This is a genomic window from Winogradskyella sp. ABM4_392 (genome assembly GCF_056160445.1).
In genome coordinates, this window is the sequence record NZ_JBSWXE010000010.1 from 24,759 (window position 1) to 49,882 (window position 25,124).

The 25,124-nt window shown below is 33.8% G+C and carries 21 protein-coding genes and 2 tRNA genes; 14 read left to right on the top strand and 9 right to left on the bottom strand.

Annotated features, from left to right (window positions below):
• The first annotated feature begins 9 nt into the window (after positions 1-9).
• The 6 genes from porG (at position 10) to murI (ending at position 6,612) form a co-directional block, all read left to right on the top strand.
• Positions 10-699 carry a type IX secretion system protein PorG gene (gene porG / locus ACXAFS_RS15010; protein WP_475307981.1) on the top strand — a complete coding sequence of 230 codons (690 nt, stop codon included), beginning with the start codon at positions 10-12 and terminating at the stop codon, positions 697-699.
• Positions 700-1,443, top strand: a complete 744-nt coding sequence (locus tag ACXAFS_RS15015; protein WP_475307982.1) for an isoprenyl transferase — start codon at positions 700-702, stop codon at positions 1,441-1,443. It abuts the gene before it with no gap.
• Positions 1,412-3,991: an outer membrane protein assembly factor BamA gene (gene bamA, locus ACXAFS_RS15020; protein WP_475307983.1), complete on the top strand. Its 2,580-nt coding sequence runs from the start codon at positions 1,412-1,414 to the stop codon at positions 3,989-3,991. The genes ACXAFS_RS15015 and bamA overlap by 32 nt, the downstream gene beginning before the upstream one ends.
• A gap of 152 nt (positions 3,992-4,143) precedes the next feature.
• Positions 4,144-5,235 carry an OmpH/Skp family outer membrane protein gene (locus ACXAFS_RS15025; RefSeq protein ID WP_475307985.1) on the top strand — a complete coding sequence of 364 codons (1,092 nt, stop codon included), beginning with the start codon at positions 4,144-4,146 and terminating at the stop codon, positions 5,233-5,235.
• A gap of 32 nt (positions 5,236-5,267) precedes the next feature.
• Positions 5,268-5,768, top strand: coding sequence for an OmpH/Skp family outer membrane protein (locus tag ACXAFS_RS15030; protein WP_475307986.1), 501 nt, complete (start codon positions 5,268-5,270; stop codon positions 5,766-5,768).
• A gap of 64 nt (positions 5,769-5,832) precedes the next feature.
• Positions 5,833-6,612, top strand: a complete 780-nt coding sequence (gene murI / locus ACXAFS_RS15035; RefSeq protein ID WP_475307987.1) for a glutamate racemase — start codon at positions 5,833-5,835, stop codon at positions 6,610-6,612.
• Positions 6,613-6,615: 3 nt separating this feature from the next.
• Here the strand turns inward: murI and ACXAFS_RS15040 are convergent, their stop codons facing one another.
• A complete protein-coding gene (locus ACXAFS_RS15040) occupies positions 6,616-7,131 on the bottom strand; it encodes a gamma carbonic anhydrase family protein (protein WP_475307989.1) in 516 nt (171 codons plus the stop codon).
• A 26-nt stretch (positions 7,132-7,157) separates the two neighbouring features.
• Complete coding sequence (locus ACXAFS_RS15045) at positions 7,158-7,691, bottom strand: RNA methyltransferase (protein ID WP_475307990.1); 534 nt, start codon at positions 7,689-7,691, stop codon at positions 7,158-7,160.
• Positions 7,692-7,825: 134 nt separating this feature from the next.
• Between ACXAFS_RS15045 and mutS the strand changes: the two genes are divergently transcribed.
• The 3 genes from mutS to ACXAFS_RS15060 all read left to right on the top strand — a co-directional run bounded on the left by mutS (position 7,826) and on the right by ACXAFS_RS15060 (position 10,733).
• Positions 7,826-10,438: a DNA mismatch repair protein MutS gene (mutS, locus tag ACXAFS_RS15050; protein ID WP_475308021.1), complete on the top strand. Its 2,613-nt coding sequence runs from the start codon at positions 7,826-7,828 to the stop codon at positions 10,436-10,438.
• A gap of 94 nt (positions 10,439-10,532) precedes the next feature.
• Positions 10,533-10,604: transfer RNA gene (locus ACXAFS_RS15055), tRNA-Gly, on the top strand.
• 44 nt (positions 10,605-10,648) lie between these two features.
• A tRNA-Leu gene (locus tag ACXAFS_RS15060) sits at positions 10,649-10,733 on the top strand.
• On the opposite strand, the gene ACXAFS_RS15065 is transcribed toward ACXAFS_RS15060, so the two are convergent.
• Together ACXAFS_RS15065 and ACXAFS_RS15070 are read right to left on the bottom strand one after the other, a co-directional pair.
• Positions 10,699-12,240, bottom strand: a complete 1,542-nt coding sequence (locus tag ACXAFS_RS15065) for a recombinase family protein (protein WP_475307992.1) — start codon at positions 12,238-12,240, stop codon at positions 10,699-10,701. The genes ACXAFS_RS15060 and ACXAFS_RS15065 overlap by 35 nt on opposite strands.
• Before the next feature lie 240 nt (positions 12,241-12,480).
• Positions 12,481-13,404, bottom strand: coding sequence for a hypothetical protein (locus ACXAFS_RS15070; RefSeq protein WP_475307993.1), 924 nt, complete (start codon positions 13,402-13,404; stop codon positions 12,481-12,483).
• Positions 13,405-13,603: 199 nt separating this feature from the next.
• Between ACXAFS_RS15070 and ACXAFS_RS15075 the strand changes: the two genes are divergently transcribed.
• The gene (locus tag ACXAFS_RS15075) at positions 13,604-14,113 is read left to right on the top strand and encodes a hypothetical protein (RefSeq protein WP_475307995.1); all 510 of its coding nucleotides are present in this window, start codon (positions 13,604-13,606) and stop codon (positions 14,111-14,113) included.
• Positions 14,114-14,225: 112 nt separating this feature from the next.
• Here ACXAFS_RS15075 and ACXAFS_RS15080 read toward each other — a convergent pair whose 3' ends face one another.
• The gene (locus tag ACXAFS_RS15080; protein ID WP_475307997.1) at positions 14,226-14,567 is read right to left on the bottom strand and encodes a hypothetical protein; all 342 of its coding nucleotides are present in this window, start codon (positions 14,565-14,567) and stop codon (positions 14,226-14,228) included.
• A gap of 423 nt (positions 14,568-14,990) precedes the next feature.
• On the opposite strand from ACXAFS_RS15080, the gene ACXAFS_RS15085 reads away from it, so the two are divergent.
• From ACXAFS_RS15085 to ACXAFS_RS15100, 4 genes are all read left to right on the top strand, one after another.
• Complete coding sequence (locus ACXAFS_RS15085; protein WP_475307999.1) at positions 14,991-16,181, top strand: hypothetical protein; 1,191 nt, start codon at positions 14,991-14,993, stop codon at positions 16,179-16,181.
• On the top strand, positions 16,178-16,885 hold the full coding sequence (locus ACXAFS_RS15090) for a hypothetical protein (protein ID WP_475308001.1): 708 nt from the start codon (positions 16,178-16,180) through the stop codon (positions 16,883-16,885). The genes ACXAFS_RS15085 and ACXAFS_RS15090 overlap by 4 nt, the downstream gene beginning before the upstream one ends.
• Positions 16,872-19,202 carry an AAA family ATPase gene (locus ACXAFS_RS15095; protein ID WP_475308002.1) on the top strand — a complete coding sequence of 777 codons (2,331 nt, stop codon included), beginning with the start codon at positions 16,872-16,874 and terminating at the stop codon, positions 19,200-19,202. The genes ACXAFS_RS15090 and ACXAFS_RS15095 overlap by 14 nt, the downstream gene beginning before the upstream one ends.
• An 86-nt stretch (positions 19,203-19,288) precedes the next feature.
• Entirely contained in the window at positions 19,289-19,501 is a 213-nt protein-coding gene (locus tag ACXAFS_RS15100; protein WP_475308004.1) for a DUF7830 domain-containing protein, read from the top strand.
• A 221-nt stretch (positions 19,502-19,722) separates the two neighbouring features.
• Here ACXAFS_RS15100 and ACXAFS_RS15105 read toward each other — a convergent pair whose 3' ends face one another.
• Genes ACXAFS_RS15105 through ACXAFS_RS15120 form a run of 4 tightly spaced genes read right to left on the bottom strand, consistent with a single transcriptional unit; the run spans position 19,723 to position 25,041 of the window.
• Positions 19,723-20,235, bottom strand: coding sequence for a hypothetical protein (locus ACXAFS_RS15105; RefSeq protein WP_475308005.1), 513 nt, complete (start codon positions 20,233-20,235; stop codon positions 19,723-19,725).
• Positions 20,225-21,418, bottom strand: coding sequence for a hypothetical protein (locus ACXAFS_RS15110; protein ID WP_475308006.1), 1,194 nt, complete (start codon positions 21,416-21,418; stop codon positions 20,225-20,227). The genes ACXAFS_RS15105 and ACXAFS_RS15110 overlap by 11 nt, the downstream gene beginning before the upstream one ends.
• Entirely contained in the window at positions 21,418-23,601 is a 2,184-nt protein-coding gene (locus tag ACXAFS_RS15115) for a type II secretion system protein GspD (protein WP_475308008.1), read from the bottom strand. The genes ACXAFS_RS15110 and ACXAFS_RS15115 overlap by 1 nt, the downstream gene beginning before the upstream one ends.
• Positions 23,602-23,610: 9 nt before the next feature.
• Positions 23,611-25,041 (bottom strand): GspE/PulE family protein, encoded by a 1,431-nt coding sequence (locus ACXAFS_RS15120; protein ID WP_475308022.1) that lies wholly within the window; start codon positions 25,039-25,041, stop codon positions 23,611-23,613.
• Positions 25,042-25,124 lie beyond the last annotated feature (83 nt).

Below are 25,124 nucleotides of genomic sequence, written 5' to 3' on the forward strand. Positions count from 1 at the left end.
GAAAAATTTATGAGGTATTTATTGCTAGTTCTTACAAGTGTATTTTTTCTACAAAACACTAATGCTCAAATCTATGAGGTTGGTGTATTTACTGGTGGGAGTAATTTTATCGGAGATGTAGGAGCTACAAATTACATATCGCCAAATCAGCCTGCTATTGGCGGGATTTTTAAATGGAATAGAAGCCCTAGACATTCATTCAGATTGTCTGTTATATTTTCAGATTTAGAAGGTGTTGATGGTAAATCTGATGATCCTAGAAGAATCCAGAGAGGTTATAAATTTAACACAAGTATTTTAGAAATATCTGCCGGAATGGAATTTACGTTTTGGGATTTCGATTTACACACAACAGGGATAAAGGGTACACCATATTTATACACAGGTATTTCTGTGGCTAATCATGATAACTATTATTTTACTCAAAATGGTCAGTACACATCTGAAGATACTAGCAGTTGGGCTTATGGTATACCAATGGTTCTGGGCTATAAAACTAATATAAGTAATCATTTAGTATTAGCGGCAGAAATAGGTGTTAGATATACATTTTCTGACGAGCTGGATGGGAGTATGCCTGATAATGAATTTAGAGAACAATTTAGTTTTGGTAATACAAATAGTAATGATTGGTATGTTTTTTCAGGAATTACATTAACTTACACCTTTGGAAGAAGACCTTGTTATTGCGGATTTTAAATGAACCTTAAAGAAAAAATAAATAAAGAAAAGTTACCTAACCATGTCGCCATTATTATGGATGGTAACGGTCGTTGGGCAAAGCAGCAAGGGCTAATGCGTGTTATAGGTCATGAAAATGGAACCAAAGCTGTAAGGCAAACAGTGGAAGCAAGTGCAGAATTAGGTATAAAAAACCTAACGCTTTATGCTTTTTCTACAGAGAATTGGAACAGGCCAAAGCTCGAAGTACAAACTTTAATGAAGCTTTTGGTGAAGTCTCTTAAGAAAGAAATTAAGACGCTACAAGACAACAATATTAAGTTGTCTGCTATAGGGTGTCTTCATGATTTACCAAAAAAAGCACATCAAGAGTTGCTAGATGTTATAGAAAAGACAAAAAATAATACGAATATGACATTAACTTTAGCGTTGAGCTACGGTTCTCGTGAAGAAATTGTTAATGTTATTAAAGAATTGTCAGTTAAAGTTAAAAATAATATAATTTCTCCTGAAAGTATTGATGAATCAATTATAAATAAGCATCTTTACACGCAAAATTTACCAGACGTAGACTTGCTCATTCGCACCAGTGGTGAACAACGAATTAGTAATTTCTTACTTTGGCAAATAGCCTATGCAGAATTATATTTTACAGATGTTTTATGGCCAGATTTCAATAAAGAACATTTATACGAAGCGCTCATAAATTATCAAAATAGAGAACGAAGATTTGGAAAAACAAGCGAACAACTTACCTCATAAAAAAGTATCAAAGTCCCTTGCTAAATTAATTGGTGTTGTATTATTTTTTACAATACCTTTTTTAGGTAATGCACAAGCGCAAGATGGTGCTAAATATTTAATCAAAGAGATTACAGTTACTGGGAATACCAATTTTAGCCCACAAACTATCATAGCGTATTCTAAGTTAAGAAAGGATGAAGAAATACAGATTGGAGGAGAAAAAATTGCCAATGCTGTAAAAACACTTTGGAAATCTAATCTCTTTAGTAGTATTGATATTTTTGTAACAGATATAGACGGAAGAACAGCGAATTTAGAGATTCGTCTCATGGACTTACCAGAGCTTAAAGACTTAACAATTGACGGTGTTAAGAAAGGTAAGAAGGATGAGATTATAACCGAAAACAAACTACAACCTGGTGTAAAAGTCACAGAAAACCTTATTGCAACAACAAGAAATTACCTTACTAACAAGTACAAAAAGAAGGGATTTTTAAATGCTAAAGTTAACATTCAGACCACAGAAGTAATTGACTCTGTAGAAAAGGAGCGTGTTAACATGAAAATTAAGATTGATAGAGGTCAAAAAGTAAAAGTGAAATCTATCAACTTCATAGGTAACGAAAAGCTTTCAGATAAAAAGCTTCGTAAGGCAATGAAAAATACAAAGAAAAAAAGTATTAGTCCATTGCGAATTTTTAAGCGCTCAAAGTATATAGAAGAAGATTTTAGAGAAGATTTAATAAGTGTTGTAGACCGTTATAAGGAAAAAGGATACAGAGATGCTAGAATCGTTTCAGATTCAATAATCTACAACAATGACAAAACAATTAGTTTAAATATTGAAGTAGAGGAAGGTGAGAAATATACTTTCGGTAAAATAGATTTTGTTGGTAATACAGTATACAGTGACAAGCAATTGTCGTTATTGTTAGGTATAAAAGAAGGTGATACTTATAATGGTGTAGAGCTCAGAGAACGTATAGATGATCCCAATAATCCAGATGCGCAAAGTTTAGTGAATGCTTATCAAAACACAGGTTACATGTTCTCGACAATAAATCCTGTAGAGGTTAGTGCAGAAGGTAACGTGATTGATATGGAAATTCGTATTTCTGAAGGTAAACCAGCTTACTTTAACAATGTAACTGTTGTTGGAAACGATGTTACTAATGACCATGTTATTTATAGAGAAATAAGAACACGTCCAGGAGAATTATATAGTAAATCTCAAATTATTAGAACCTTAAGAGAGCTTGGGCAATTAGGTTTCTTTGATGCTCAGCAGCTTGTTCCTAATATAAAAAACCCTAACCCAGTAGACGGAACTTTAGATATAGAATACGAAGTTGCAGAACAAGGGTCTAGCCAAATACAACTACAAGGTGGTTATGGAGGTGGTGGCTTCATCGGTACTTTAGGTTTATCTTTCAATAACTTTGCAATCAAAGATATTTTTAAGAAAGAAGCCTACAAACCTGTACCAAGAGGTGATGGTCAGAGTTTAGCCTTAAGGTTGCAGGCTAGTCAGTTTTTTCAAACTTATAGCTTCTCTTTTAGCGAACCTTGGTTAGGAGGAAAAAAGCCATTTCAATTATCTACATCAGTATCATACTCAAGACAATTTTTATTTAATTCTGCAACTCGTAGAGCAGATAAAAGTAGAAGATTCAATATTTTTGGTGTAACTGTAGGAGTTTCTACCAGATTGTCAGAACCAGATGATTATTTCTTATTATCCCAGTCTCTGAGTTTTCAGAATTACGATTTAAAAAATTATAACACTGGTTTATTTACTTTTGGAGACGGTACATCTAATAATCTTTCATATACGATAGGTTTAAGTAGAAATAATTTGTACACAGATCCAATATTCCCAACAGGGGGTTCTAGTTTTACGGCTTCAGCTAAATTCTCTTTTCCATATTCTTTGGTTAATGGTGTAGATTATAAAGCATTAAAGGAAGAGCGTGATGCCTTAGATCCATCAGATGCAGATGATTTTGCTAGAATTGGTGAGATAGATCAAGAGCGTTTTAAGTGGTTAGAATTTTACAAAATTAAGTTTAGAGCAGATTGGTATACAGCATTAACCAAGAAACTGGTTTTAAGACCAAGTGTTGAGTTTGGATTCTTAGGCGCTTACAACAATGACAGAGGAGTTATTCCATTTGAGCGTTTCTTTGTTGGTGGTGACGGTTTAGGAAATTTTGCACTTGACGGTAGGGAGATCATTCAGCTTAGAGGTTACCCAAATCAATCCTTATCAACTACAGATGGTGGATCTATTTACAATAAATTCTCTCTAGAACTTCGACATGCCATAACACTTGGGGCACAAGCTAAGATTTATGCTTTAGGGTTTTTAGAGGGAGGTCAATCGGTTAATAGTTTTAGAGATTTTAATCCTTTCAATGTAAGAAGATCTGCTGGTGTAGGTTTAAGAATTTTTATGCCAGCCTTTGGTTTATTAGGTATAGATTTCGGTCACGCTTTCGACGATTTACCAGATGGAACCTCACCAAGAAAATGGGAAACACACTTCATAATTGGGCAACAATTTTAACTTTGGCACGATATTTTCTAATTGCTAATTGAGTATTTCATTATGGTGTTAAAATTTTTAAGGATATATTTCGTTAAATTTGAAGATTAGTAACACTAAAAACTGACGGAAAGATTGGTAAACAATTTAAAATGTCTCAAAACAAAACAATCATGATGAAATTTAAAGTTCTTTTTTTATTGGCAGTTATAGGTCTAATGAGCTTTAGTAGTAATGCACAAAAAGGTGTTAGAATAGGATATATAGATACAGAATATATTTTACAAAATGTGCCAGAATATCAAGAAGCCTCAACGCAACTAGATAAAAAGGTGCTTCAGTGGAAAAGTGAGATTGAGAAAAAGCTTAGCGGAATTGAACAAAAGAAGAAGGAGCTAGAAAATGAAAGTGTACTTCTTACCAAAGAGCTTTATGAAGAGCGAATGGAAGATATTTCTTTTGAAGAGGCTGAAATATTAGATTATCAGCAAAAACGTTTTGGGCCAAATGGTGATTTAATGATTCAAAAGCGTCAGTTAATAGAGCCAATACAAGATCAAATATTCGCAGCTGTTCAACAAATTGCGGAGACCAAGAAGTTCGATTTTGTTTTTGATAAATCTGCTGATGTTGTGATGCTTTACTCGGCAGAACGTTACGATATTAGTGAACAAGTTTTGAGAACTATTACAAGAACATCAAAACGTAACCAGGTAAAAAGTAAAAAGGAGCGAAAAGAGTTAGAAGACGAGGAGGTTGTTCCTGTGGTAAGTGAAGAGAAAGATGAAAGGCAGAAAGCATTAGAAGAGCGTAAAGCCGCGAGAGAAGCTGAATTAGCAGCGAAACGCGCAGAACGTGAAAAGGCGTTAGAAGCAAGAAGAGCAAGACAAGATTCTATTAGAGCTGCTAAAAAACGTGAAGCTGATGAACGTAGACAAAAAGTGTTAGATGCTAGAAATAAATCTGAAGATGATGTTAAGTCAACTGAAAAAGATAGTACTACACAAGCAAATAAATCAGTTAAAACAGTAGATGGTAAAAAGCAAGATTCAACTACAGTTAAGAAAGATTCCGTGAGCACTAAAAAGCCACCTACAGCTGCAGAGATTAAGGCAAAAGACAGAGAACGTAGGAGAAAAGAATTAGAAGAACGTAAAAAGAAAATATTAGAACAAAGGAAAAAAGCACGTGAAGAACGTGAAAAGCAACTTAAACGAAGAGATTCTATAGCTAAAGCTAAGAAAGAAGAAGGAGAAAATAATTAATAATTATAACACACAAATACAATTTAGAAAAAATGAAACATTTAAAATCATTACTATTTGCAACAGCGCTTTTTATTGGGGCAACAAGTTTTATCTCTGCCCAAAGTAAAATTGCACATATCAATAAGCAGGAATTAGTTAAAGCGATGCCAGCTTATGCAACTGCACAAGCAGAAATCGAAAAGTTAGGTAAAACTTATGAAGCTCAATTTCAAGATTCTTTAAAAGAGATTGAAAGTAAAGTAAAGCAATATAATGCTGAAGCAGGTGCGCAAACTGAAGATGAAAACTTAAAGCGTATGAAAGAAGTTGAAGGTATGAAGCAGGCACTTGCACAATATCAACAACAAATGAATCAAGACTTAAGTAAGAAAGAATACGATTTACTAAAGCCAATTCTTGAAGATGCAGATGAAGCAATCCAGGCGGTAGCAAAAGCTCAAGGATTTCAATATGTATTAGATGCTGGTATGTTACTTGTAGCAGATGGTAAAGACCTTATGGCAGATGTAAAAGCTCACTTAAAAATATAAGTAAGTTTTAAATAAAATCTTTTGAAAGTCGCTTTTAATAAAGCGACTTTTTATTTTTGTACGTATGAGTAATTATCCAATTGGTATTTTTGATTCTGGTGTTGGTGGCACTTCCATTTTTAAGGAAATACATGCCTTGCTCCCAAATGAGAATATAATCTACTTAGCAGATAGCAGAAATGCGCCATACGGTAATAAGACTAAGGAAGAGATAAAGAACCTTTCAATAAAGAATACAGAATATTTACTAAGCAAAGGTTGTAAAATCATTGTGGTTGCATGTAATACAGCGACAACAAATGCGATATCTTATTTAAGAGAATCATACGAAGTACCTTTCATAGGAATAGAACCAGCAATTAAACCAGCAGCTTTAAATACAAAGACTAAAGTGGTTGGAATTTTAGCAACTAAAGGAACGCTTAGCAGTCAACTTTTTCATAAAACATCAGATTTGTATGCTAATGGTATAAAAGTGATAGAACAAATCGGTGAAGGTATTGTGCCTTTAATAGAATCTGGTAAGTTGAGTTCAGATGAAATGAAAGATCTGCTACAACTTTATTTAGAGCCTATGCTAAAGGCTAATATAGACTACCTGGTTTTAGGTTGTACACATTATCCTTACTTAATACCAATGTTAGAGACAATGCTTCCTGGGGGTGTAAAAATCATAGATTCTGGATTGGCAGTCGCCAAGCAAACAAAAGCAGTTTTACAATCTCAAAATTTGTTGAATTTTGGTCATGAAAAACTTTCAGTAAAACTATATTCTAACAGTAACGTTGAGGTCTTAAATACATTAGTAGGTGGTAATTTTGAAACCACATTTTTAGATTTCTAAGACTTATTCTTTAAACCAGCCGGAATATTTCACATAGTTATTGGTAATACGGTCAATTTCTCCAGAGATTAATTCCTCACTAATATCCTTTACTTTTTTAGCTGGTACACCAGCGTATATACTGCCAGATTCTACAATTGTGTTTTTGGTTACTACAGCACCAGCAGCAATAATGCTATTGCTTTCAATAACGCAGTCGTCCATTACAATGCTTCCCATACCAATAAGTACGTTGTCGTGTATTGTGCATCCATGAACAATAGCGTTATGACCAATAGAAACGTTATTACCAATAGTAGTTGGCGATTTTTGATACGTTGCATGGATTACAGCACCATCTTGTATATTCACCTTATTTCCCATCTTTATATAATGCACATCACCTCTAACAACAGCATTAAACCAAATACTACATTGGTTTCCCATAGTAACTTCGCCTACAATAGTGGCATTGTCGGCAACAAAACAATCTTCAGATATTTGAGGGTGTATATTTCTAACGGGTTTAATAATTGGCATAATTATAATTTTTTGAATGAATAATTTTAAATCTTCTTCAATTTGCTAAAAACATCCCATATTACTACACCAGTACTTACGGAAATATTTAAAGAGTGTTTGGTTCCAAATTGTGGTATTTCTATAACTTCATCACTAGCAGTTACAACATCTTGTGCTACACCTTTAACTTCATTACCAAACACAAATGCATATTTAGTATTAGGTTGAGGTTGAAATTTGTCTAACATCGTTGCTTGTTCAGCCTGTTCAATAGCGCAGATTTTTACACCTTCGTTTTTTAAATTGGTAACAACATCTATTGTGTTTTCTGCATATTCCCAATCAACAGTTTCGGTACTTCCTAAAGCCGTTTTACGAATATCATTATGTGGAGGCTGAGCTGTAATGCCGCAGAGGTAAATTTTTTCAATTAAAAAAGCATCACTCGTTCTAAAAACAGATCCGATATTATTCAAACTACGAATATTATCCAAAATGATAATTATAGGTGATTTTTTAGCTTCTTTAAATTCAGAAACATCGAGACGGTCTAATTCGCTATTTTTTAATTTACGCATGTTGAAATGTTGTGTGTTTTGTAAATAACTTATGCTCAAATGGCTTTATATAATAAGGCTATTTGGCTACATTAGCAATCTTACAATTACATATCCTGATGACAATCGGGATGAAGCAAAAATACACATTTCTCTTGGCTAAAAAGGCAAAAAAAGAAACACCATTAATGAAGCAGTACAATGCTATAAAAGCAAAGTATCCTGATGCATTATTGCTGTTTAGAGTTGGGGATTTTTATGAAACCTTTGGAAGTGATGCTGTAAAGGCATCCAAAATACTAGATATTATCTTAACCAAACGAGGTGCAGGTAGCGAAAGCGAAACTGAATTGGCTGGTTTTCCGCATCATTCCTTAAATACCTACTTACCAAAGTTGGTAAAAGCAGGTGAACGTGTGGCAATTTGCGATCAGCTTGAAGATCCTAAGCAAACCAAAACAATCGTTAAGCGAGGAGTTACAGAATTGGTAACGCCTGGTGTGGCATTAAATGATGATATTTTACACTCTAAGTCTAACAACTTTCTGTGTGCTGTTCATTTTGATAAAACCTATATCGGAATTTCGTTTTTAGACATCTCAACAGGTGAGTTTTTAACCTCTCAAGGTGATGCAGAATATATAGATAAGTTACTTCAGAATTTTAATCCTAGTGAAGTGCTTATTTCAAAAAAGTGCAGAAAGTCTTTCAGTGAAACGTTTGGAAATGATTTTCATACTTTTTATCTCGAAGACTGGGTGTTTCAGGCAGATTATGCTAATGAAACATTAACCAAGCATTTTAATACTAAAACCTTAAAAGGATTTGGTGTAGAAGATTTATACGAAGGCATTATTGCTTCAGGGGTTGTGTTGCACTATTTAAGTGAAACAAGGCATAACAAGTTAGAGCATATCGCAACCATTTCTAGAATTGCTACAGACGATTACGTTTGGATGGATAAATTCACCATTAGAAATTTAGAATTATACCATTCTACCAATGCCAATGCGGTAACTTTAATTAACGTTATTGACAAAACAATTTCGGCAATGGGAGGTCGTACCTTAAAGCGTTGGTTAGCCTTGCCTCTAAAACATGCTGAAAAAATAAAACAACGTCATGAGGTTGTTAAGTATTTACTGGAGCATGATGTTGCGCTTCAAAAAATGCAAGGACAAATAAAGCATATTGGAGATATAGAACGTCTTATTTCTAAAATTGCAACCACTAAGGTGAGTCCACGCGAAGTGATTCAGCTTAAAAATTCTTTAGAAGCAATTGTTCCTATAAAATCTATTGCTGAAAGTTGCGAAAATGAAGCCTTAAAAATTATTGGAAGTAGTCTTCATAATTGCGATTTGCTTCGCGAGAAAATAAAGCAAACGCTAAACGAAGAGGCTCCGGTTAATGTCTTAAAAGGGAATACTATCGCTGAAGGTTTTTCTGAAGAATTAGATGAGCTTAGAGGTTTGTCAAAGTCAGGCAAGGATTACCTAGATAAAATGTTAGAGCGCGAAAGTGAGCGCACAGGCATTCCTTCATTGAAAATAGCATCAAATAACGTTTTTGGTTATTACATTGAAGTTAGAAATACGCACAAAGATAAAGTGCCGCAAGAATGGGTGCGTAAGCAAACATTGGTAAGTGCGGAGCGTTATATTACCGAAGAGTTAAAAGAATACGAAGCAAAAATACTAGGTGCCGAAGAACGCATTTTAGCTATAGAGCAACAGTTGTTTGCTGAGTTGGTAAGCTGGATGCATCAATTTATCATTCAGGTGCAGCAAAATGCGCAGTTAGTAGGTCAGTTAGATTGCCTTTGTGGTTTTGCAAGCTTAGCAAAGAGTAATAACTATTCTTATCCTCAAATTGATGATAGTTTTGAGCTAGATATTAAGGAAGGTCGTCATCCTGTTATAGAAAAACAATTACCATTAGGTGAAGCTTATATTGCTAATGATGTTTATCTCGATAGAGAATCGCAGCAGATTATAATGATTACAGGACCAAACATGTCTGGTAAATCAGCAATTTTAAGACAAACGGCATTAATTGTATTACTAGCCCAAATAGGAAGTTTTGTCCCAGCAGAACAAGCCAGAATTGGACTAGTAGATAAGATTTTTACACGAGTAGGTGCCAGCGATAATATCTCTATGGGAGAATCTACGTTTATGGTAGAAATGAATGAAACCGCTTCTATTCTTAATAATATATCTGATCGGAGTTTGGTGCTGTTAGATGAAATAGGACGAGGTACAAGTACCTATGATGGTATTTCTATAGCTTGGGCTATAAGTGAATATTTGCATGAGCATCCTGCAAAACCAAAAACACTTTTTGCAACGCACTATCACGAGCTTAATGAAATGACAGAAACCTTTAACAGGATTAAAAACTTTAATGTATCTGTTAAAGAATTAAAAGACAATGTGCTTTTTGTGAGAAAGCTTGTTGAAGGAGGAAGCGAGCACAGTTTTGGGATTCATGTTGCTAAAATGGCAGGTATGCCACAACAAGTGATAAGACGAGCAAATAAAATTTTAACCAAACTTGAAAAATCGCATTCAAGTGAAGAGCTGACTGATAAGGTAAAATCTTTAAAAGATGATATGCAATTAAGCTTCTTTAATTTGGACGATCCTCTTTTAGAGGAAATTAAAGACGAAATCTTACATACTGATATTGACACTTTGACTCCGGTAGAAGCACTTATGAAGCTCAATGAGATAAAGCGAATGCTCTTAAAGAAAAAACAAGCTTAAATTCATTGTAATTTATTTAAAAAAAGTCTTTGCATTTATAAGATTTATTTTAAATTTGCATCCGCTTTTACAGCGAAATAGTTCTTTAAAAACTGCGAAAGTAGCTCAGGGGTAGAGCATCACCTTGCCAAGGTGAGGGTCGCGGGTTCAAATCCCGTCTTTCGCTCTACAATAATATATACCAATTAAGTTACAGTCTGTAACTTGGATGCTGAAGTGGTGGAATTGGTAGACACGTTGGACTTAAAATCCAATGGCCATTATGGCCGTGCGGGTTCAAGTCCCGCCTTCAGTACTTGCTGGGACAGATCAATTTTTTTTGATTTGTCCCTTTTTTTATTCTCTTCCAAACCCTTATTAATACTAGCAATCTTAAGTAAAATAGGATTAATATCAGCGGTTCGAACTTTGTTATCCCAAAATTGGAACTTTTTGGGAAATATCGAACCTATGAGCTGTCGTTTTTTATCTAAATCACTCATAATAAACTGCTTGTCAAAAGATTCAAGTTTTTTAAGTCCGTTTTTGTAGATGTCCATTACCTCTTTAGATTTTTGAAAAGCCGCTTGAAAATCCTTAAGTTCATTTAGTCTGGATTGGATGCGGTTTTTGGCATTTTGATATTCTGTTGAGCTAAATTCGCCATCTAGATAAAGGTCCTGTAGGCGGATTAATTTTTGTTCAAGAGACTCAACCTCTGTATAATGCTTGGGACTTAACCTTTCGCTTTTCGTTTGTGCATAAATACGTTGCTCAATCAATTTTGTCAACAGTTTCTGTGCGTTCTTGTTTAGTGAAATCTCGCTTAAAAACAAATTGAACCAGTTATTCACGTCCTCTGCTTTATAACGTGTGTTACAAGGTTTATAGCAATGGTAATACGAATAGTAATTTGACCTGCCTTTAGAGGTACTCGCCTTGAGGGGCTTCATACAGTTTGGACAAAGCACAAAACCTTTGAGAGGGAACTTATTATCCAATTTTTTGTGCGAGACTTTATACTGCTTGGATTTACCGTTAATGATATCCTGCACCTTATCAAATAAGCGCTCAGATACTAAGGGTTCGTGTATGGCCTTTATCAACTGTTCGGGTTCATCCTGAAAGGCTTTCAGTATGATGTACCCTTTGTAGATAGGATTTCTAACGATACGTCCAAAAGCGGCTTTGCTGGTTTTAAAACCACTTTTTTTGACCCCGTTCAATACCTCCTGTTGAGAATATATTCCCTTACCGAGGAGTTCAAAAGCTTTCCTTATGAATTTGGCATCTTCATTGGGAATGAGAAGAGGCTTATTCTGTGCGTCCCTTCCCATATTATAACCCTTGGGAGGAGAAACAACATACCTGCCTTCCTTAAATGCGCGTCTCATTCCTGATATGACATTCAATGAGCGTCTGTGATTTTCAACCTCAGGCATGGATAAGTATACTGCAAGCATTAGTCCTTGCTCTGGAATGGATAGGTCCAAGGGCTGTTCAATAGCATTGACAATTACACCAAGTTCATTAAAGAACTTGATCTTATTATAGGATTCGGTAGTATTTCTAGAGAATCGATCCCACTTGGTAAAGAGTAGCCCGTCGACTTGAAATTTTTTCTGCTTTATATGAGCAATGAGTTTTTTAAATTCCGGTCGATTAAAAGACTTTGCCGAATGGTCTTCACGAAATATGCAAACAACGTTAAGGTTGTTCAGCGAGCAATAATTGAGCAGTTTCTGTTCTTGGTCCCTAAGGGAAAACCCCTTATCAGCTTGTTCATCGGTGGATACCCTTGTATAGAGAATAACATTTTTCATATCATTTTGTCTTGTGCAGTAGGTTATGGTAAAATATATCGGCAAGATTGTCCAATAGGGAAATAATCTCTTTTATTTCCGAATCAGAATAGTGCAGTGCAGAATTTTCATTTAAAATTGATTTGGCCTGTTGAAATTGCTTTGAGTTCTGGTCCATCTCTGTTAGGGATAAAACCAGGCTGTGTTTTCAGGGACTGATTGCGTTCTACTGTTCTTTTCATATTACTTTTAATAAGTTGTTTAATTATTCTTTTTAATAAGCGTGATTTTGTAATGGTCATTGGACCTGATATCAATCAAGAGCTTTGAGCCTTTTTTTATTTTGTTCTCAAGAATATATTGAGCAAGCTGCTGCCTGCTCTTATGCTTTTCGGTCACTTCAATAGTCTTAATATTGCCTTCTTCGAAAGCGATCTCAACAATTTTGGGTCTTTTGAATACCACGATATCCCTTATCTGTTTTTCAATTTCGGATAAATACTTAAGGTCCTTTAACTTCCTGTTGTCAAACTCCTGTAACAATACCCTTGAGAGTATGGGAACAATAGGTATACATACCATAGGTTTTTGAAGGTAAACAGAACTTAAGTTCAATGTTAGTTCCAAAGGGTTATAATGGAACATAAAATCGTTGGTCTCTGGCACATATAGAAAGTTGTGTGGTAAGCTGTATCTGTAGAAGGCAGATTTAACGATATCCGTAAAGGGATTGATTATGGTTCTGAAATACTGTTCCATAAGTATCTCATTTCTTAAATTGGACTTAAGCTTATTGATTTCGAAATCGGGCAATCCGTTGGGATTTTCTTTGATATGGTATTCAAAGACTCCATCTGCATAAAGCTCTTCCCTTGGCTTTTGCCAAACCTCATAAGCCAGATCTTGTAGTTTATCCAAGGGAACCTTGAAGTTGTAAAGTTCATTGACGATGGATACCCATACCGCCTGGGCAAGATTGAGCCTGATCCACTTGCCCATGGACTTTTTTTTCTCACTGGTAGAACGTTCCTCAGTTTCAGCGGATTGTTGCACGGGAACAAAGGGTACGATTGCATTTCTGATCCAGTGGTTGATATTTTTTGAACTGACCTTTAAATGTGCTGGGCCAATGTTTCTTTCTTCGTAAATGGCATTGCCGATATCTATTAAGTTTTCTGAGGTCATGAAAAGAAAGTTTAATCAAATATATAAAAAAGAAATAATAACTTATATTTGAATTAATAATATTTCAAACGAAATATTTAAAATATAAACAATTGATATTTAAAATTTTGAATTAATTTATTAGGTATACCTGCGATATACGATGTATATACCAAGTATATACAACAGGTATACCTAAGCAAAAAAAACACAATGAACTATGGAAAACACAAGAGAAACAAAGAGTGTTACCCTAAGCTTTAAGACAACGCCAGAGGAGAAAACAGCACTACAGCAAATAGCAAATGAAAAGAACATTACCAGATCTGAGCTTATAGCTAGTCTTATAAGCGGATATAAGCACCATTACGATTATATATGGAAAGCTTCACCGAGGGAGGCTGAGCTTCAAACAAAATTGGATGAAGTAACTAAACAGAATAGGAAATTGACCTTTACATTGGAGAATGCAGAACACAGAATTGAGATGGAGCAAAAGTCCAACCAAAAGTATGTCAAAGAGCAGTTGCAGTTAGATAAAACGATATTTGATCTTCAAGGAAAACTTAAAAATGCAAATACTGAGATTGCCAACTTAAACGAACAAATAAAATCTATACAAGCCCTGGAAACGAACAACGACAATCCAGTAATTCTATGGAGCTCAATGGGTTCTCTTTTGGTGTCAGGTTTGGCATTGCTCTTTGCACCTAAATTGTTCAATAGTTAAACCTTGGGTTATAACAATAGAGGCTGGATAACATTCAGCCTCCATAACAATTAAAACTGATATGTCACCTCTAAGTCGACCAATATATCATCGGATTGACTGACCACGGTAATTACATCAGGGAAGTTGTTATTCGATGTATAAGCAAAAAAACAAAACTGGTCATAAAGTCATCTTCAGTATTTGGAATAGCAGCATCCCAAAACTCACCATTGTCTGTATTTGGAAATACCTTTAAAATAGCTTTGTTAATGATTACTTTGCTTGGTGTTACTTGATCAGAGCAATTGTTGCCTGTGTAACCTTCAAGACAATCACATTCACAATTCACAAAAGTACCTCCATTTAAGCAAGTAATCGTTTCACAGCCGTCCGAGTCTGAATCAGAGGAACAACTTAAGTAGGTTGCAGTTAAAATTGATAAGATTAGCAATTTGATAATTTGGTTTCTCATAATATTTGAATATTATAATCACCCAGTTCCAAAGTGAAGTTAGTAGAAACAATAAGCGTGGAACTGTAGCTTACTGTAGTTGAAGGTACTGTTGTACCCAATGCACAAATAAACCAAGCCCACGCCATTACGTGAGCGTCTGTCTATTTATCTCGTGCATTTAAAAATTACCAGTTTTTTCGAACAAGATAAAATAGCTAACACTATATTTTATATGTTAAAGCAAATATATAATTTTAGTACTAAGTTTTAGATAAGTTAAAATAGATTAAAGTTTAACCTTATATTTTTAATATATTGCATTATGCTTATTCGAGGAAATACCCCTCTATTAAGTACCCTATCCTCCCTTAAGTTACAATTAATAACAAATTGAACCTGAACAAACTGTTCAGTAGATTCTTTATTTTTAAAATTTAAAACATGTCAGGAGCCCAAGACGCTACGCCTAGTTGGTCAGGATATATATTTCAGGGAGAAGTTGCTTTATGTAAGGCTATTGAAACAGTTAATGAGTTAGGTGAAGATTTAGAGGATAATTATTGCTTAAAACTTGAAGAAGATGAAGATTTCTCATTAACAACAAATGACTTCCAAGTATTTCAAGTTAAGGCTTATACTGCACATCACTATACGAAATATAAGAAGGCATGGAATGATATGATGAATAGATTTCCAGATAATTCAGAAAGGAATTATTTGTATTTACAATTAAATGAAATTGATTTAGAAAAATTTGAGGGTGAACAACATTATGATAAGGTCGCAACGAATATTATTTCAGGAGAATATTCATTGGAGAATATTAATAGTAAGATCGATGATGCAATTAAAACATTTTTTGATGGTCAAGAAATTACAGATGATGATATAGAGATAAAGAGAATTTACTGTTGTCAGATTATATCTAATTATGTAAAAGAAAGACACAGGACTGGTAATATTAGAACAGTTTTGTTTTCTGATATCATAGGTTGGTTAAATAGTGCTCCAGAAGTTTATAATGAAGAAATTGCATGGTATTTCATAATAAAGACTTTTCTTCAACAAGTTGCTCTAGAAGTTGATTTTTTTGATTTAGAGATACAAAGAGAAAAGGAAATGCATGATAAACTTCAAGAATGCTTATCTATTTTACAAACTCTCCCTACAAGTGATTTAAAAAGATTAATAAACGACCACTTAACCCCACACAGTATTTTGGATAATAAAGATTTAAGAGGTTCTTCTTTGATTTTCCTTGATGATACGGCTATTCAAAGTGTTATAGTAAAGGCTATTAAAGAAGTCCAAGCTAAATTAAACCCTAAAACTATGCATTTTATGAAAGTACTAAATGAGGATGTGGTTGAGCATTATCAACTTACAACAAATAGTAAAGAATTTGATTGCGAAATGAGTTCTCAAAAAGTATTGTTACAAAAGCATTGTGAACAAGTTTATAAAAATACCGTCTCAAAGGATACAGATTACTATGTTACTAGACATTTAAATATATCTAAGGAAGAAATTAAAAATGAGTATTTAATTAATGTTACTATTTCTCCAGAAGATGAGAATAACCTATTTGGATTTAAAAGTATTGACCAAACAATTAATGATTTAAATGAATGAAAGAATTGATTAATAATATTGCTTCTAATCTTGCTTTAGAGAGTAAAGAAATCTCATTTAACGAGTTCGATTTTGTATTTGCCAATTATAGTGAAAAAGAGGATTTTTTTCTATTTCAATTTACTGATTATGACAAATTACTCAAACTCTCTGTAGAGGCTGGTAATATTGAGTATCTTCTTAACTCTACAGTAAAGGATTTAAAAAAAGAACCTCTTTTTGAATATAAAGAAAGGTTTATTGATAATAACCTTTCACTTATATTATTGTTAGATATCACGGGTAAAAGTGATAGTGAAATATCACACCTTCATCAAATAGAAGAAAATTACATTTTATCAAAAAAGTATATTCTTACTTATAAACAAGAAGAATTTTTGAATTTAAATCAGATGATTCTAAATCAAAATTCTATTGTTGAGGAACTAAATAGGTTGGCAATTGAACATAGCGAAATACTTAAATCAGATAATAATCATTGGTATCGTTTATTGTTAAAGCTATTTATAAAGATTCCATTTTTAAATTATAACCCACAAAGTACTGATAGACAAAGTTTATATGATTTGAGTGATGCAATTTCAGAAGAGCTAGATGAAGCTCAGTTGAAATTACTGGAAGTTATAAATAAAGAATTTATGGATAGTTCGAATATCGAAAATTTTATAAATCTACATAATCTTATGGAAGATGAGGAACAGTAGAATTTTTAAAATATCAAAGTTAAAAGTAGACAACTTTAAATGTCTAGATTCAGCAGATTTCGACTTTAGTGGGAGAAATTTGATAGTTTTTGACGGACCTAATGGTTATGGTAAAACAACGGCATTTGATGCTATAGAAATACTCTTTACTCAAACACCAAGAAGAATAGAATATGACGAGAATATTAATAAAGGTTATAGTTATTCAAATAGTCCTATTCATAAGGTTGAAGCAAAACCTATTTCTATAGAGTTAACTCTTAATAATGGGGAAGATAGTATTGAGATAAAAAGAATATTTGATTCTGCTATTCAATATAAGTCAAGAGATAATAATATTAGACAAATTTTTAAAACATCAAAACTATATATTAATAATGAAGAAAAAGAAATTTCTGATTTAGAAGAAATTCTTGAATATTCGAATTTATCGAAATTATTTAATGTTCTCAATTATGTTGAACAAGATGAAAATACCTTTTTTCTAAAGAAGAACCCGAAAGAAAAGTATAGAGAATTAGCTTCATTATTAGGGGTGCAAAAAGAGTTGGCACAGAAAGATAAAGTTGATTCTTTCTATCGAAAATTAACCGATTTAATAAACTCTTTAGATAGGCAAAGGAAAAGTATAGAAATAGAAAACCAATCTCAAATTTCTGATAAACCTGAAGAAGTAGATTACTTAAATTTAATTGAGGATAAGGAATTTATCTGGGATAAGAAAAATGTTGAAATTAATAACCTAGATGACAGAAATTCTTGGTTAAACGAAATAGATAGAGTAGGTAATTTATTGAATAACAAAAAAATACTGTCAGATATTCTATTTCTTAGGGTTATTTCAAAATTCAAAGGGAATAACTTTCTTAAAAACTTAATAGATTTTTATTGGTCATTTCAAAATGCGGAATTACTTGAAAAGGAAAATGCTGAAAGGGAAACACTTCGAAGAAAGCTGAATTTAAACCTTGAGATTTTAAAGAGTATTGAAGAATTAAACTATAATTTTTTAATTGAAGAAAACACAATAAAGGTTCTTCAAGAATTAAAGGAATTTGATGGTGACATGGAGTTCTATAAAACCTCGATTACTCTTATCATAAGTTTAAGGGATAACCTTACTATTAAATCTCAAATTTTAGAGACTCTTAAGGAGAAAAGATCCGACTTATCTGAATATACTAAGGAGAATTTAGAATATATAAATTTAAAGGATAGTGAATGTCCAACATGCGGTTATGACTGGGAAACTATAGAAATGCTTTTAGAAAGAACCAATCTAACAGCAGATAAGATTTTTAAAGAGTACAATGAATCAAATAAAACTTTAGAAGAGGCCAAGAAACAGCTAAAACAGAATTTTTTAAATAAAATAAAGGAATACTTAACTGAAGACAATGAAAGAGTTAAGATAGCTATAACTAAATTGATTTCAAGTGAAAGATATGCTTTGATTAGTCAACGTGAGGTTACTTTTAAAAATGAAATTCAGACTTTTTTGTATCTATTTGGCGAAAAAATAAGAGAAAGTATAATTGCTTTAATAAATAAAAAAGAAATCCCAAATGGGGATGAAGTAATTCACGCTATTACAGGGATTATAGAAGAAAATACACCAATCATTGATAGTGACATTAATGTTTCTCAATTAAACGAAGATTTTGACCTCTATTTTGATAGTAAAATCGATAAGATAAAAATCATTGATGATGAGAATATCAATAACAAAAGGAAGTACATCTTATATCAATACTATAATTCAATTAATAAAAGCCTGAAGAATATATCAGATAAACAGATAAAATTAAATGAGTTAAGAAATAAGATTGGCAAAATTAAGGACTCGTTTGATTCTCAAATTAAGAACTACACCAAGAGTATTATTGATAATATTAGTATTCCATTTTATATATATACAGGAAAAATTCTACAAGAACATTCTTTGGGAACAGGTCTTGTGTTTGATTTAGAAACTGATAAGGTCGATTCTCAAGTTCGAATTAGACCAATTGATAAAGACCAAGAAGTTTCATATACTTTAAGTTCAGGGCAATTATCAGCAACAGTGATCTCACTTATGTTAGTTTTAAATAAAGTATATAATACTTCTAAGTTTGGCACTCTATTAATAGATGACCCTCTACAAACTCTTGATGAAATAAATACACATTCTTTAGTTGAAGTATTAAAACATAATTTTTCAGATCAACAGATAATCCTCTCAACACATGAGGATAGGTACTCTAAATTCATAAGATATAAGTATGATAAATTTAGATTAAGCCATGATAATATAAGCATGAAGGATGTTGTTTAAGATTCGATTATAGATTCATAATGGCAATAAAATCTAAAAAAAGAACTATTAAGTCCGTTCTTGACTGAGAGAAAGGAATTGAAATTTTGTCGGATGATTTTTTTTCCAGGCCGGAAAATGAAATTTGGGATTATAGATTAAAGTTACAACAAGTTTTTAAGGGTATAAGAAGTTCAATTTTCTCGTGCTATTTCTGTGGTCAAAATGTAAAAATTAATGAGGGCATTGGAACAAATAAGATTCTTCATTTTGCCCATTATAAGGATATTGAAAATAGTCCGTTTAGAAATATCTCTTGAATGATTTGTTTTAAGTTAAAAGTAATTGTCCTGTTTCTGTGCCATTTTAACTGAAAAGCCCATAAATAAAGTAGGCATACTTTATGTATCCTACTTAATTTTTAACTTCTGTAATCTGAATTTTTCTAGAGAGCTTAAATAAACATAAAAATGAGAATCGAAAAAAATCTATAATGCAAAATTTTTAGGCTAATAAATAGCTAGAATAATTTTCACGAAAATCAACCAAAACTTTTCAATAAAACTCGAGCTTGTAAATAATATCTCCCAGTTCTAAAGTTCTTCTTTTTCTCAAAATGGAGATTAACTATTTCACCAAACTTGGTTTGCTGTTCTAATTGGTATATAAGCTTATTGATGTCATCATATAGACCTTCTAAAGTAAAATCATAGGTTTTGATTGAAAGATCGTTTTGAGAAATTACATGAGGTTCTAAAAAGCTTACAACTTTTAAGTTATTAGCGTCTGCATAAGAATTAATAACCTTTAATAGGTTGTTCTGTATAGACGATCCGTCCAACTGATATTTCGTCAAAAGAGAATCATAATATATCTCCTTTTGTTTGAGCAACGATAATTGCTTAGGTGCGTTTTTGGATAGTACAACTTCTTTTGATAAGGTATTGTATTGCTCTTTTTGCTCAAGTGTTTTACTTACAGCAAGTAGGTGGCAGATGTAAAGAACTGCGATAAATCCAACAAACAATATTATATTTTTCTGCTTATTGTTCATCTTCTAAAACAATTTCAATTTTAAAATAGGAGACTTTTGAAGACGCACTTCCATAAACCAAAACATCAACACGTGCAATCCAATCCTTCTGTTCCAAAACACTCACCCAATCTGAAAATGCCTCACTGTCATTGGATTCACCTGATACTACAATAACATTTTTTTTAAGTTCAATTTCTTTGTTTGATTTAATGCGCTTTGAAAGGGGTTGATAATTAAGCTCTGAGAGTAATATGGATTTTGGTATACTTTGAATAATTCTGTCTGCGTAGTATGAAGTTCTGGAGCCATTACTTTTTAACAGGTCATCCACCATTTTTTGCTTTTTTGAGACCGTCCCATCTAACGTTAAAATCTGGTTTTTAGTGGATTGGTTAACTTCGGAAAGTTGCCTTAATTCATTAACTTGGTTGAAATAATGATTAAAAAAGAAGAAATTAATCAATAGTAGTCCTAGAATAAACAGTCCACCTGCCTTTAAAAACAAATTAAAGAATCGTGTTTGCTTAAAATCACTCACTAGATCCTCACTGCGAATACTATAATTTGTTACGGATTCATTATTTCCCAATACCATCTGTAGAGCACCCAAAAACGATAATAAATACAGACTGGAAACTTCTAAACCATTGATATGATATGTTTTTGATTTTGTTTCTCTCTTTTCAATTTTAATTACATTACCATCTTGGATATCTACTCTTGCATTGGAACTAAAAACATAATCTTGATTAATAAAACCTTTAAGACTACTTATCAATGAATTTCCAAGAGAAAAATTAAGGACAGGAATTTTTACATCCTTATACTTTTTAATTATGTTCTCAACATCATTCTTACGGCATAGTGCTATAAAATGGGTATCAGTTTGGGATAAGACCTCATAAAAGAACTCATCCAAATTGATATTAGGAAAGGCTTTGTAAACTAACTTAAGAGCATCACTTTGATTACTTTCAATGCTCTTTGTCAATATTTTGCTATTGTTTATAACAAGATAAATCGGTTTGTGCTTGGGTAGCTTTGAAACAGAATCATCCTCAAAGCACTCTTCAATCACTAACTCTTTTTTGGATTGCTTTAGTACCGTAACATTAATACAATCTTGTCCATTTTTTGTTGTATGTTCTACACCACAAAAACGGTTTCCAAATTTAACATATGTCTTGAACTTATCGAGCATTAATCATCAATTACGGTTGGCTTGATGAGAACAGTTAACTTAGCTTTTCGACCTTCTCTTACACGTTTGCTAAATAACCATTTTATTAAAGGGATTCTCGCCAAGAAAGGAACCCCAGAACCAGAGTTATTTCTAGATTGTTCTTCCAATCCGCCCAATACCACAATATCTTGGTCTTTAACCCTAATAATGGAACTGAACTCCCTTGAATTGATATCTGGTGGGGCATCCTCAGAAATACGGTTGCCAAAGTTGGACTGTACTACAAAAATATCCAAGGTGACCTGTCCGTCGCCCGAGACCAAAGGTTTTATAGTCAAACCCAACTCAGCATCAATAGGTACGTAGTTGATAGCTGTTTGTGTAACAGGATTATCGGAACCGATGACTGCTTGGTCCGTTATGGTATAGTACGAGGTCTGTCCATTGGAAAACGTCGCACGGTGCCCATTCAATGTTGAAAGTTTTGGTGTGGAACGGATTTTTAAATCCCCATTACTCTCCATGGCTTTTATAGTAGCAAAGAAGTTGGGAACCACCCGACCTATATTAAGAGAGCCAAACCCATCAAAACCACCAATTATCCTATTGACGGTATTGGCACCTAATGTTAAATCGGTCTCAGGATAGATTCCACCTCTTGTTGTAGTCGGTTCATCACCGATACCCCAACTCACACCAGTTTCCACAGTTGATGTTTTATTGACTTCTAATATCATGACCTCGATCAAAACGACGGGAACAGGTTTGTCTATTTTATTAATAAATGATCTGAAGCGTTCAATATTTGAGCTTGGACCATTAACATAAAAGCTATTGAGTTCATAATCCACTTTAATATCCAAATCTTGTTTTATTTCATCGGGTAGGATATTGACCAAAGCTTCGGCTTGGTTGGAATAGGAGTTAAAATTTCCTGTTTGATTGGTGTCCAGCTGACCTCTGTTTCTGTTGGGATTAAAATTATTACCTCCTTGATCAAAATTTCTATTATTAGATGTAGAATTGTTGCTAAATCCAGAATTAAAATTACGTCCAGCACTTCTACTACTGTAACCGCCCTGTGGGTCTGCCAATAGTTCAACAGAACGATGCTGTAAATGGATAATGGCAATTTCTCTTATACTCAATTGATTGTCCGTGCCAAAAAAGTAGATATTGCCTTCCTTTTTAAAACTAAAACGTTTAGAAGTTTGGCTATTTTGAGGATTCCTGCTTTGGTTTGGATTGGTATCGTTGATATTGTTTGATATGGATTGGGATTCAAATAGCTTTGTCAATAATTCATCAAACCCAATCGATTTGGCCTTAAAGGTCGCCGTACCAGCTTCATCCAAAGGTGTTGCGGTAAATATATCGATATTGAGCTCATTGCCTATGTCATTGATGATATCTGCAATAGGTGTGTTTACAAAATCGACTTCCAATAACTGTTTTTCGAGATTTTTGATCCTAAAGAAAAAATTGGAACTACGTCGTCTCAATGGTCGTTGTCCAGAAGTGTTGTTTGTGTTATTGGCGGATGAGGAAAGTGATGGACTGGCATCCTCAAAAACATAAAACCCGTCTTTGGATTGTTCTACAAACAGGTTATTTGCAAACGCTAGATTATCCATGGCAGCATCAAACGGCGTTTGTTGTATGTAGGCCGTTATCAATTTGTTTTCTAGGCCTGGAGAAAATACTAGGTTCTTACCCGATTCATCCATAATGCGCTTAAAGACGTCATAAAGCTTATCTCCCTTGGCATCAATGGATATAGTACTCTCATTTGGATTGTAAACAACTGGGACAATACGCTTTTCAGGCTGTTCAATTACCTTCGTATAACGTTTTACAGACATAATCGTACCGGTAAAATCTATAGTAAGACTATATTCCTTACACAGGAATACCAATAGATCAGAGACAATCACATTCGGAAAACTTGGCGATATGGTTTGATTGTTCAATTCCTGTGATGGGTTGATATTAAGCTTATGGACATCTGCTACAGCCAAAAGAAGATTTGTCAATGTGAGATCGGTGGCGTTGATTTCGGTTTTAAACACATCATTCAAACCTGAAACTTCGGTTGATAGGATTTCTAGTTGGTTCTTTATTTGACTGATGCGTTGTCTTTCGTCATCTTGAGCAAATGAGATGCTGACACTTAATAAAAGTATATATAGTATTTTCTTCATGTTCATTTTTTAGTCCGATAACAGTGCATAGACTTCATCGACTGATGTTACGCCCTGTCTTATGAGTTCAATGGCATTGCTCTTTAAGGTGCCTATTTTATGCTTTTTGATATAGGTATAGATCTCAAGATCGTTTTGTCTGATATGTTCGACAAGGGTTTTTGTTATTGGGATGATTTCATAGATGGCTTTTCTGCCTTGATAACCTGTATGATAACAATTGTTGCACCCAACAGCCTTATAATGTTTGGTTAAGTCCTTTGGAATCTCAAAACTCGAAGGGAAGACATCTTTTGAAATTTTGACTTCCTCTTTACAGTCATCGCACAACTTTCTGACAAGCCTTTGCGCCACGCTAACATTAAGTGTGCTGGCAATTAAAAATGATGGTATGCCCATATCGACCAATCTCGATATCGTTGCCCAAGCTGAATTGGTATGGATAGTGGACAATACTAAGTGGCCTGTGAGCGCAGCCCTAATGGCCATATTAGCGGTTTTGGCATCCCTGATCTCACCGACCATGATAATGTCCGGGTCTTGACGTAAAAATGTACGCAAGGTGCTTGCAAAATCGAGTCCGATATTTTCCTTGAGCTGAACTTGGTTGATGCCTTCCAATGTATACTCTATTGGGTCTTCTATGGTCAGAATATTGGTCTTGTCGTCATTCAACAACTTCAAGGTGGCATATAAAGTTGTGGTCTTCCCAGAACCTGTTGGTCCAGAAATCAAAATAATGCCATTGGGCTTTTTAACGGTCTCCTTGTAAGTCTTCAGTTCGGTTTCCGTAAACCCTAGATCTTCCAGATTGATATGGTTGGCGTCCTTACTCAGGATACGCAGTACCATTTTTTCACCATGTAACGTTGGTAACGATGATACGCGGATATCAAACTCGTCCGTAACTTGCCCTGAGCTTGTCGAAGGGTTAACAGTGATCCTTCCATCCTGGGGCAATCGCTTTTCAGAGATGTCCAGTCCTGCTTTAATTTTAAGTTTATTGACGATAACAGGATATTCCTGCAAGGAAATAATAAACTGCTCTTTAAGTTTACCATCCAATCGGAAACGTACGCGACATTTATGCTCATAGGGTTCAAAGTGGATATCACTACTACCAATATCCTTGGCCGTGAGCAACAATTTCTCTAAAAAATCGCTACTATAATGCAGGTCTTCGGATTGGTTTTTATTTCGTTGCCTAAAATTTACTGATAAATACTGTTGGATGTTATCTCTACTATCCTCGGTAAGTTGGACTTTCTTATTGAGTACGATTTCCAGTTCCTGTTGTAAAGCCTCTGAAACTTGATCGGACTTAAAATGTAATGTGCCGTTTCTTGCCTCTATGGGAACAACCCTATAGTGATAGGCTTGTTCGCTCGAAACAAGCTGTAATAAATCCGTTGGTATGTTAAAGTTGTCTTTCAAGCTTATAGCGTGTAAACGGATTTTATAATACCCAGCCAATATGCCATATAGGTTATTGCAAAGAACATACTGAGATAACCTGCTAATGG

Bases quoted from the DNA above. Each gene is read 5' to 3' on its own strand.
- ACXAFS_RS15030 (WP_475307986.1), top strand. From the start codon at position 5,268: ATGAAACATTTAAAATCATTACTATTTGCAACAGCGCTTTTTATTGGG.
- ACXAFS_RS15085 (WP_475307999.1), top strand. From the start codon at position 14,991: ATGTCAGGAGCCCAAGACGCTACGCCTAGTTGGTCAGGATATATATTT.
- ACXAFS_RS15115 (WP_475308008.1), bottom strand. From the start codon at position 23,601: ATGAAGAAAATACTATATATACTTTTATTAAGTGTCAGCATCTCATTT.
- ACXAFS_RS15105 (WP_475308005.1), bottom strand. From the start codon at position 20,235: ATGAACAATAAGCAGAAAAATATAATATTGTTTGTTGGATTTATCGCA.
- porG (WP_475307981.1), top strand. From the start codon at position 10: ATGAGGTATTTATTGCTAGTTCTTACAAGTGTATTTTTTCTACAAAAC.
- murI (WP_475307987.1), top strand. From the start codon at position 5,833: ATGAGTAATTATCCAATTGGTATTTTTGATTCTGGTGTTGGTGGCACT.
- ACXAFS_RS15065 (WP_475307992.1), bottom strand. From the start codon at position 12,240: ATGAAAAATGTTATTCTCTATACAAGGGTATCCACCGATGAACAAGCT.
- ACXAFS_RS15095 (WP_475308002.1), top strand. From the start codon at position 16,872: ATGAGGAACAGTAGAATTTTTAAAATATCAAAGTTAAAAGTAGACAAC.
- ACXAFS_RS15075 (WP_475307995.1), top strand. From the start codon at position 13,604: ATGGAAAACACAAGAGAAACAAAGAGTGTTACCCTAAGCTTTAAGACA.
- ACXAFS_RS15040 (WP_475307989.1), bottom strand. From the start codon at position 7,131: ATGCCAATTATTAAACCCGTTAGAAATATACACCCTCAAATATCTGAA.
- ACXAFS_RS15070 (WP_475307993.1), bottom strand. From the start codon at position 13,404: ATGACCTCAGAAAACTTAATAGATATCGGCAATGCCATTTACGAAGAA.
- ACXAFS_RS15090 (WP_475308001.1), top strand. From the start codon at position 16,178: ATGAAAGAATTGATTAATAATATTGCTTCTAATCTTGCTTTAGAGAGT.
- ACXAFS_RS15080 (WP_475307997.1), bottom strand. From the start codon at position 14,567: ATGAGAAACCAAATTATCAAATTGCTAATCTTATCAATTTTAACTGCA.
- ACXAFS_RS15025 (WP_475307985.1), top strand. From the start codon at position 4,144: ATGATGAAATTTAAAGTTCTTTTTTTATTGGCAGTTATAGGTCTAATG.
- ACXAFS_RS15110 (WP_475308006.1), bottom strand. From the start codon at position 21,418: ATGCTCGATAAGTTCAAGACATATGTTAAATTTGGAAACCGTTTTTGT.
- ACXAFS_RS15015 (WP_475307982.1), top strand. From the start codon at position 700: ATGAACCTTAAAGAAAAAATAAATAAAGAAAAGTTACCTAACCATGTC.
- ACXAFS_RS15045 (WP_475307990.1), bottom strand. From the start codon at position 7,691: ATGCGTAAATTAAAAAATAGCGAATTAGACCGTCTCGATGTTTCTGAA.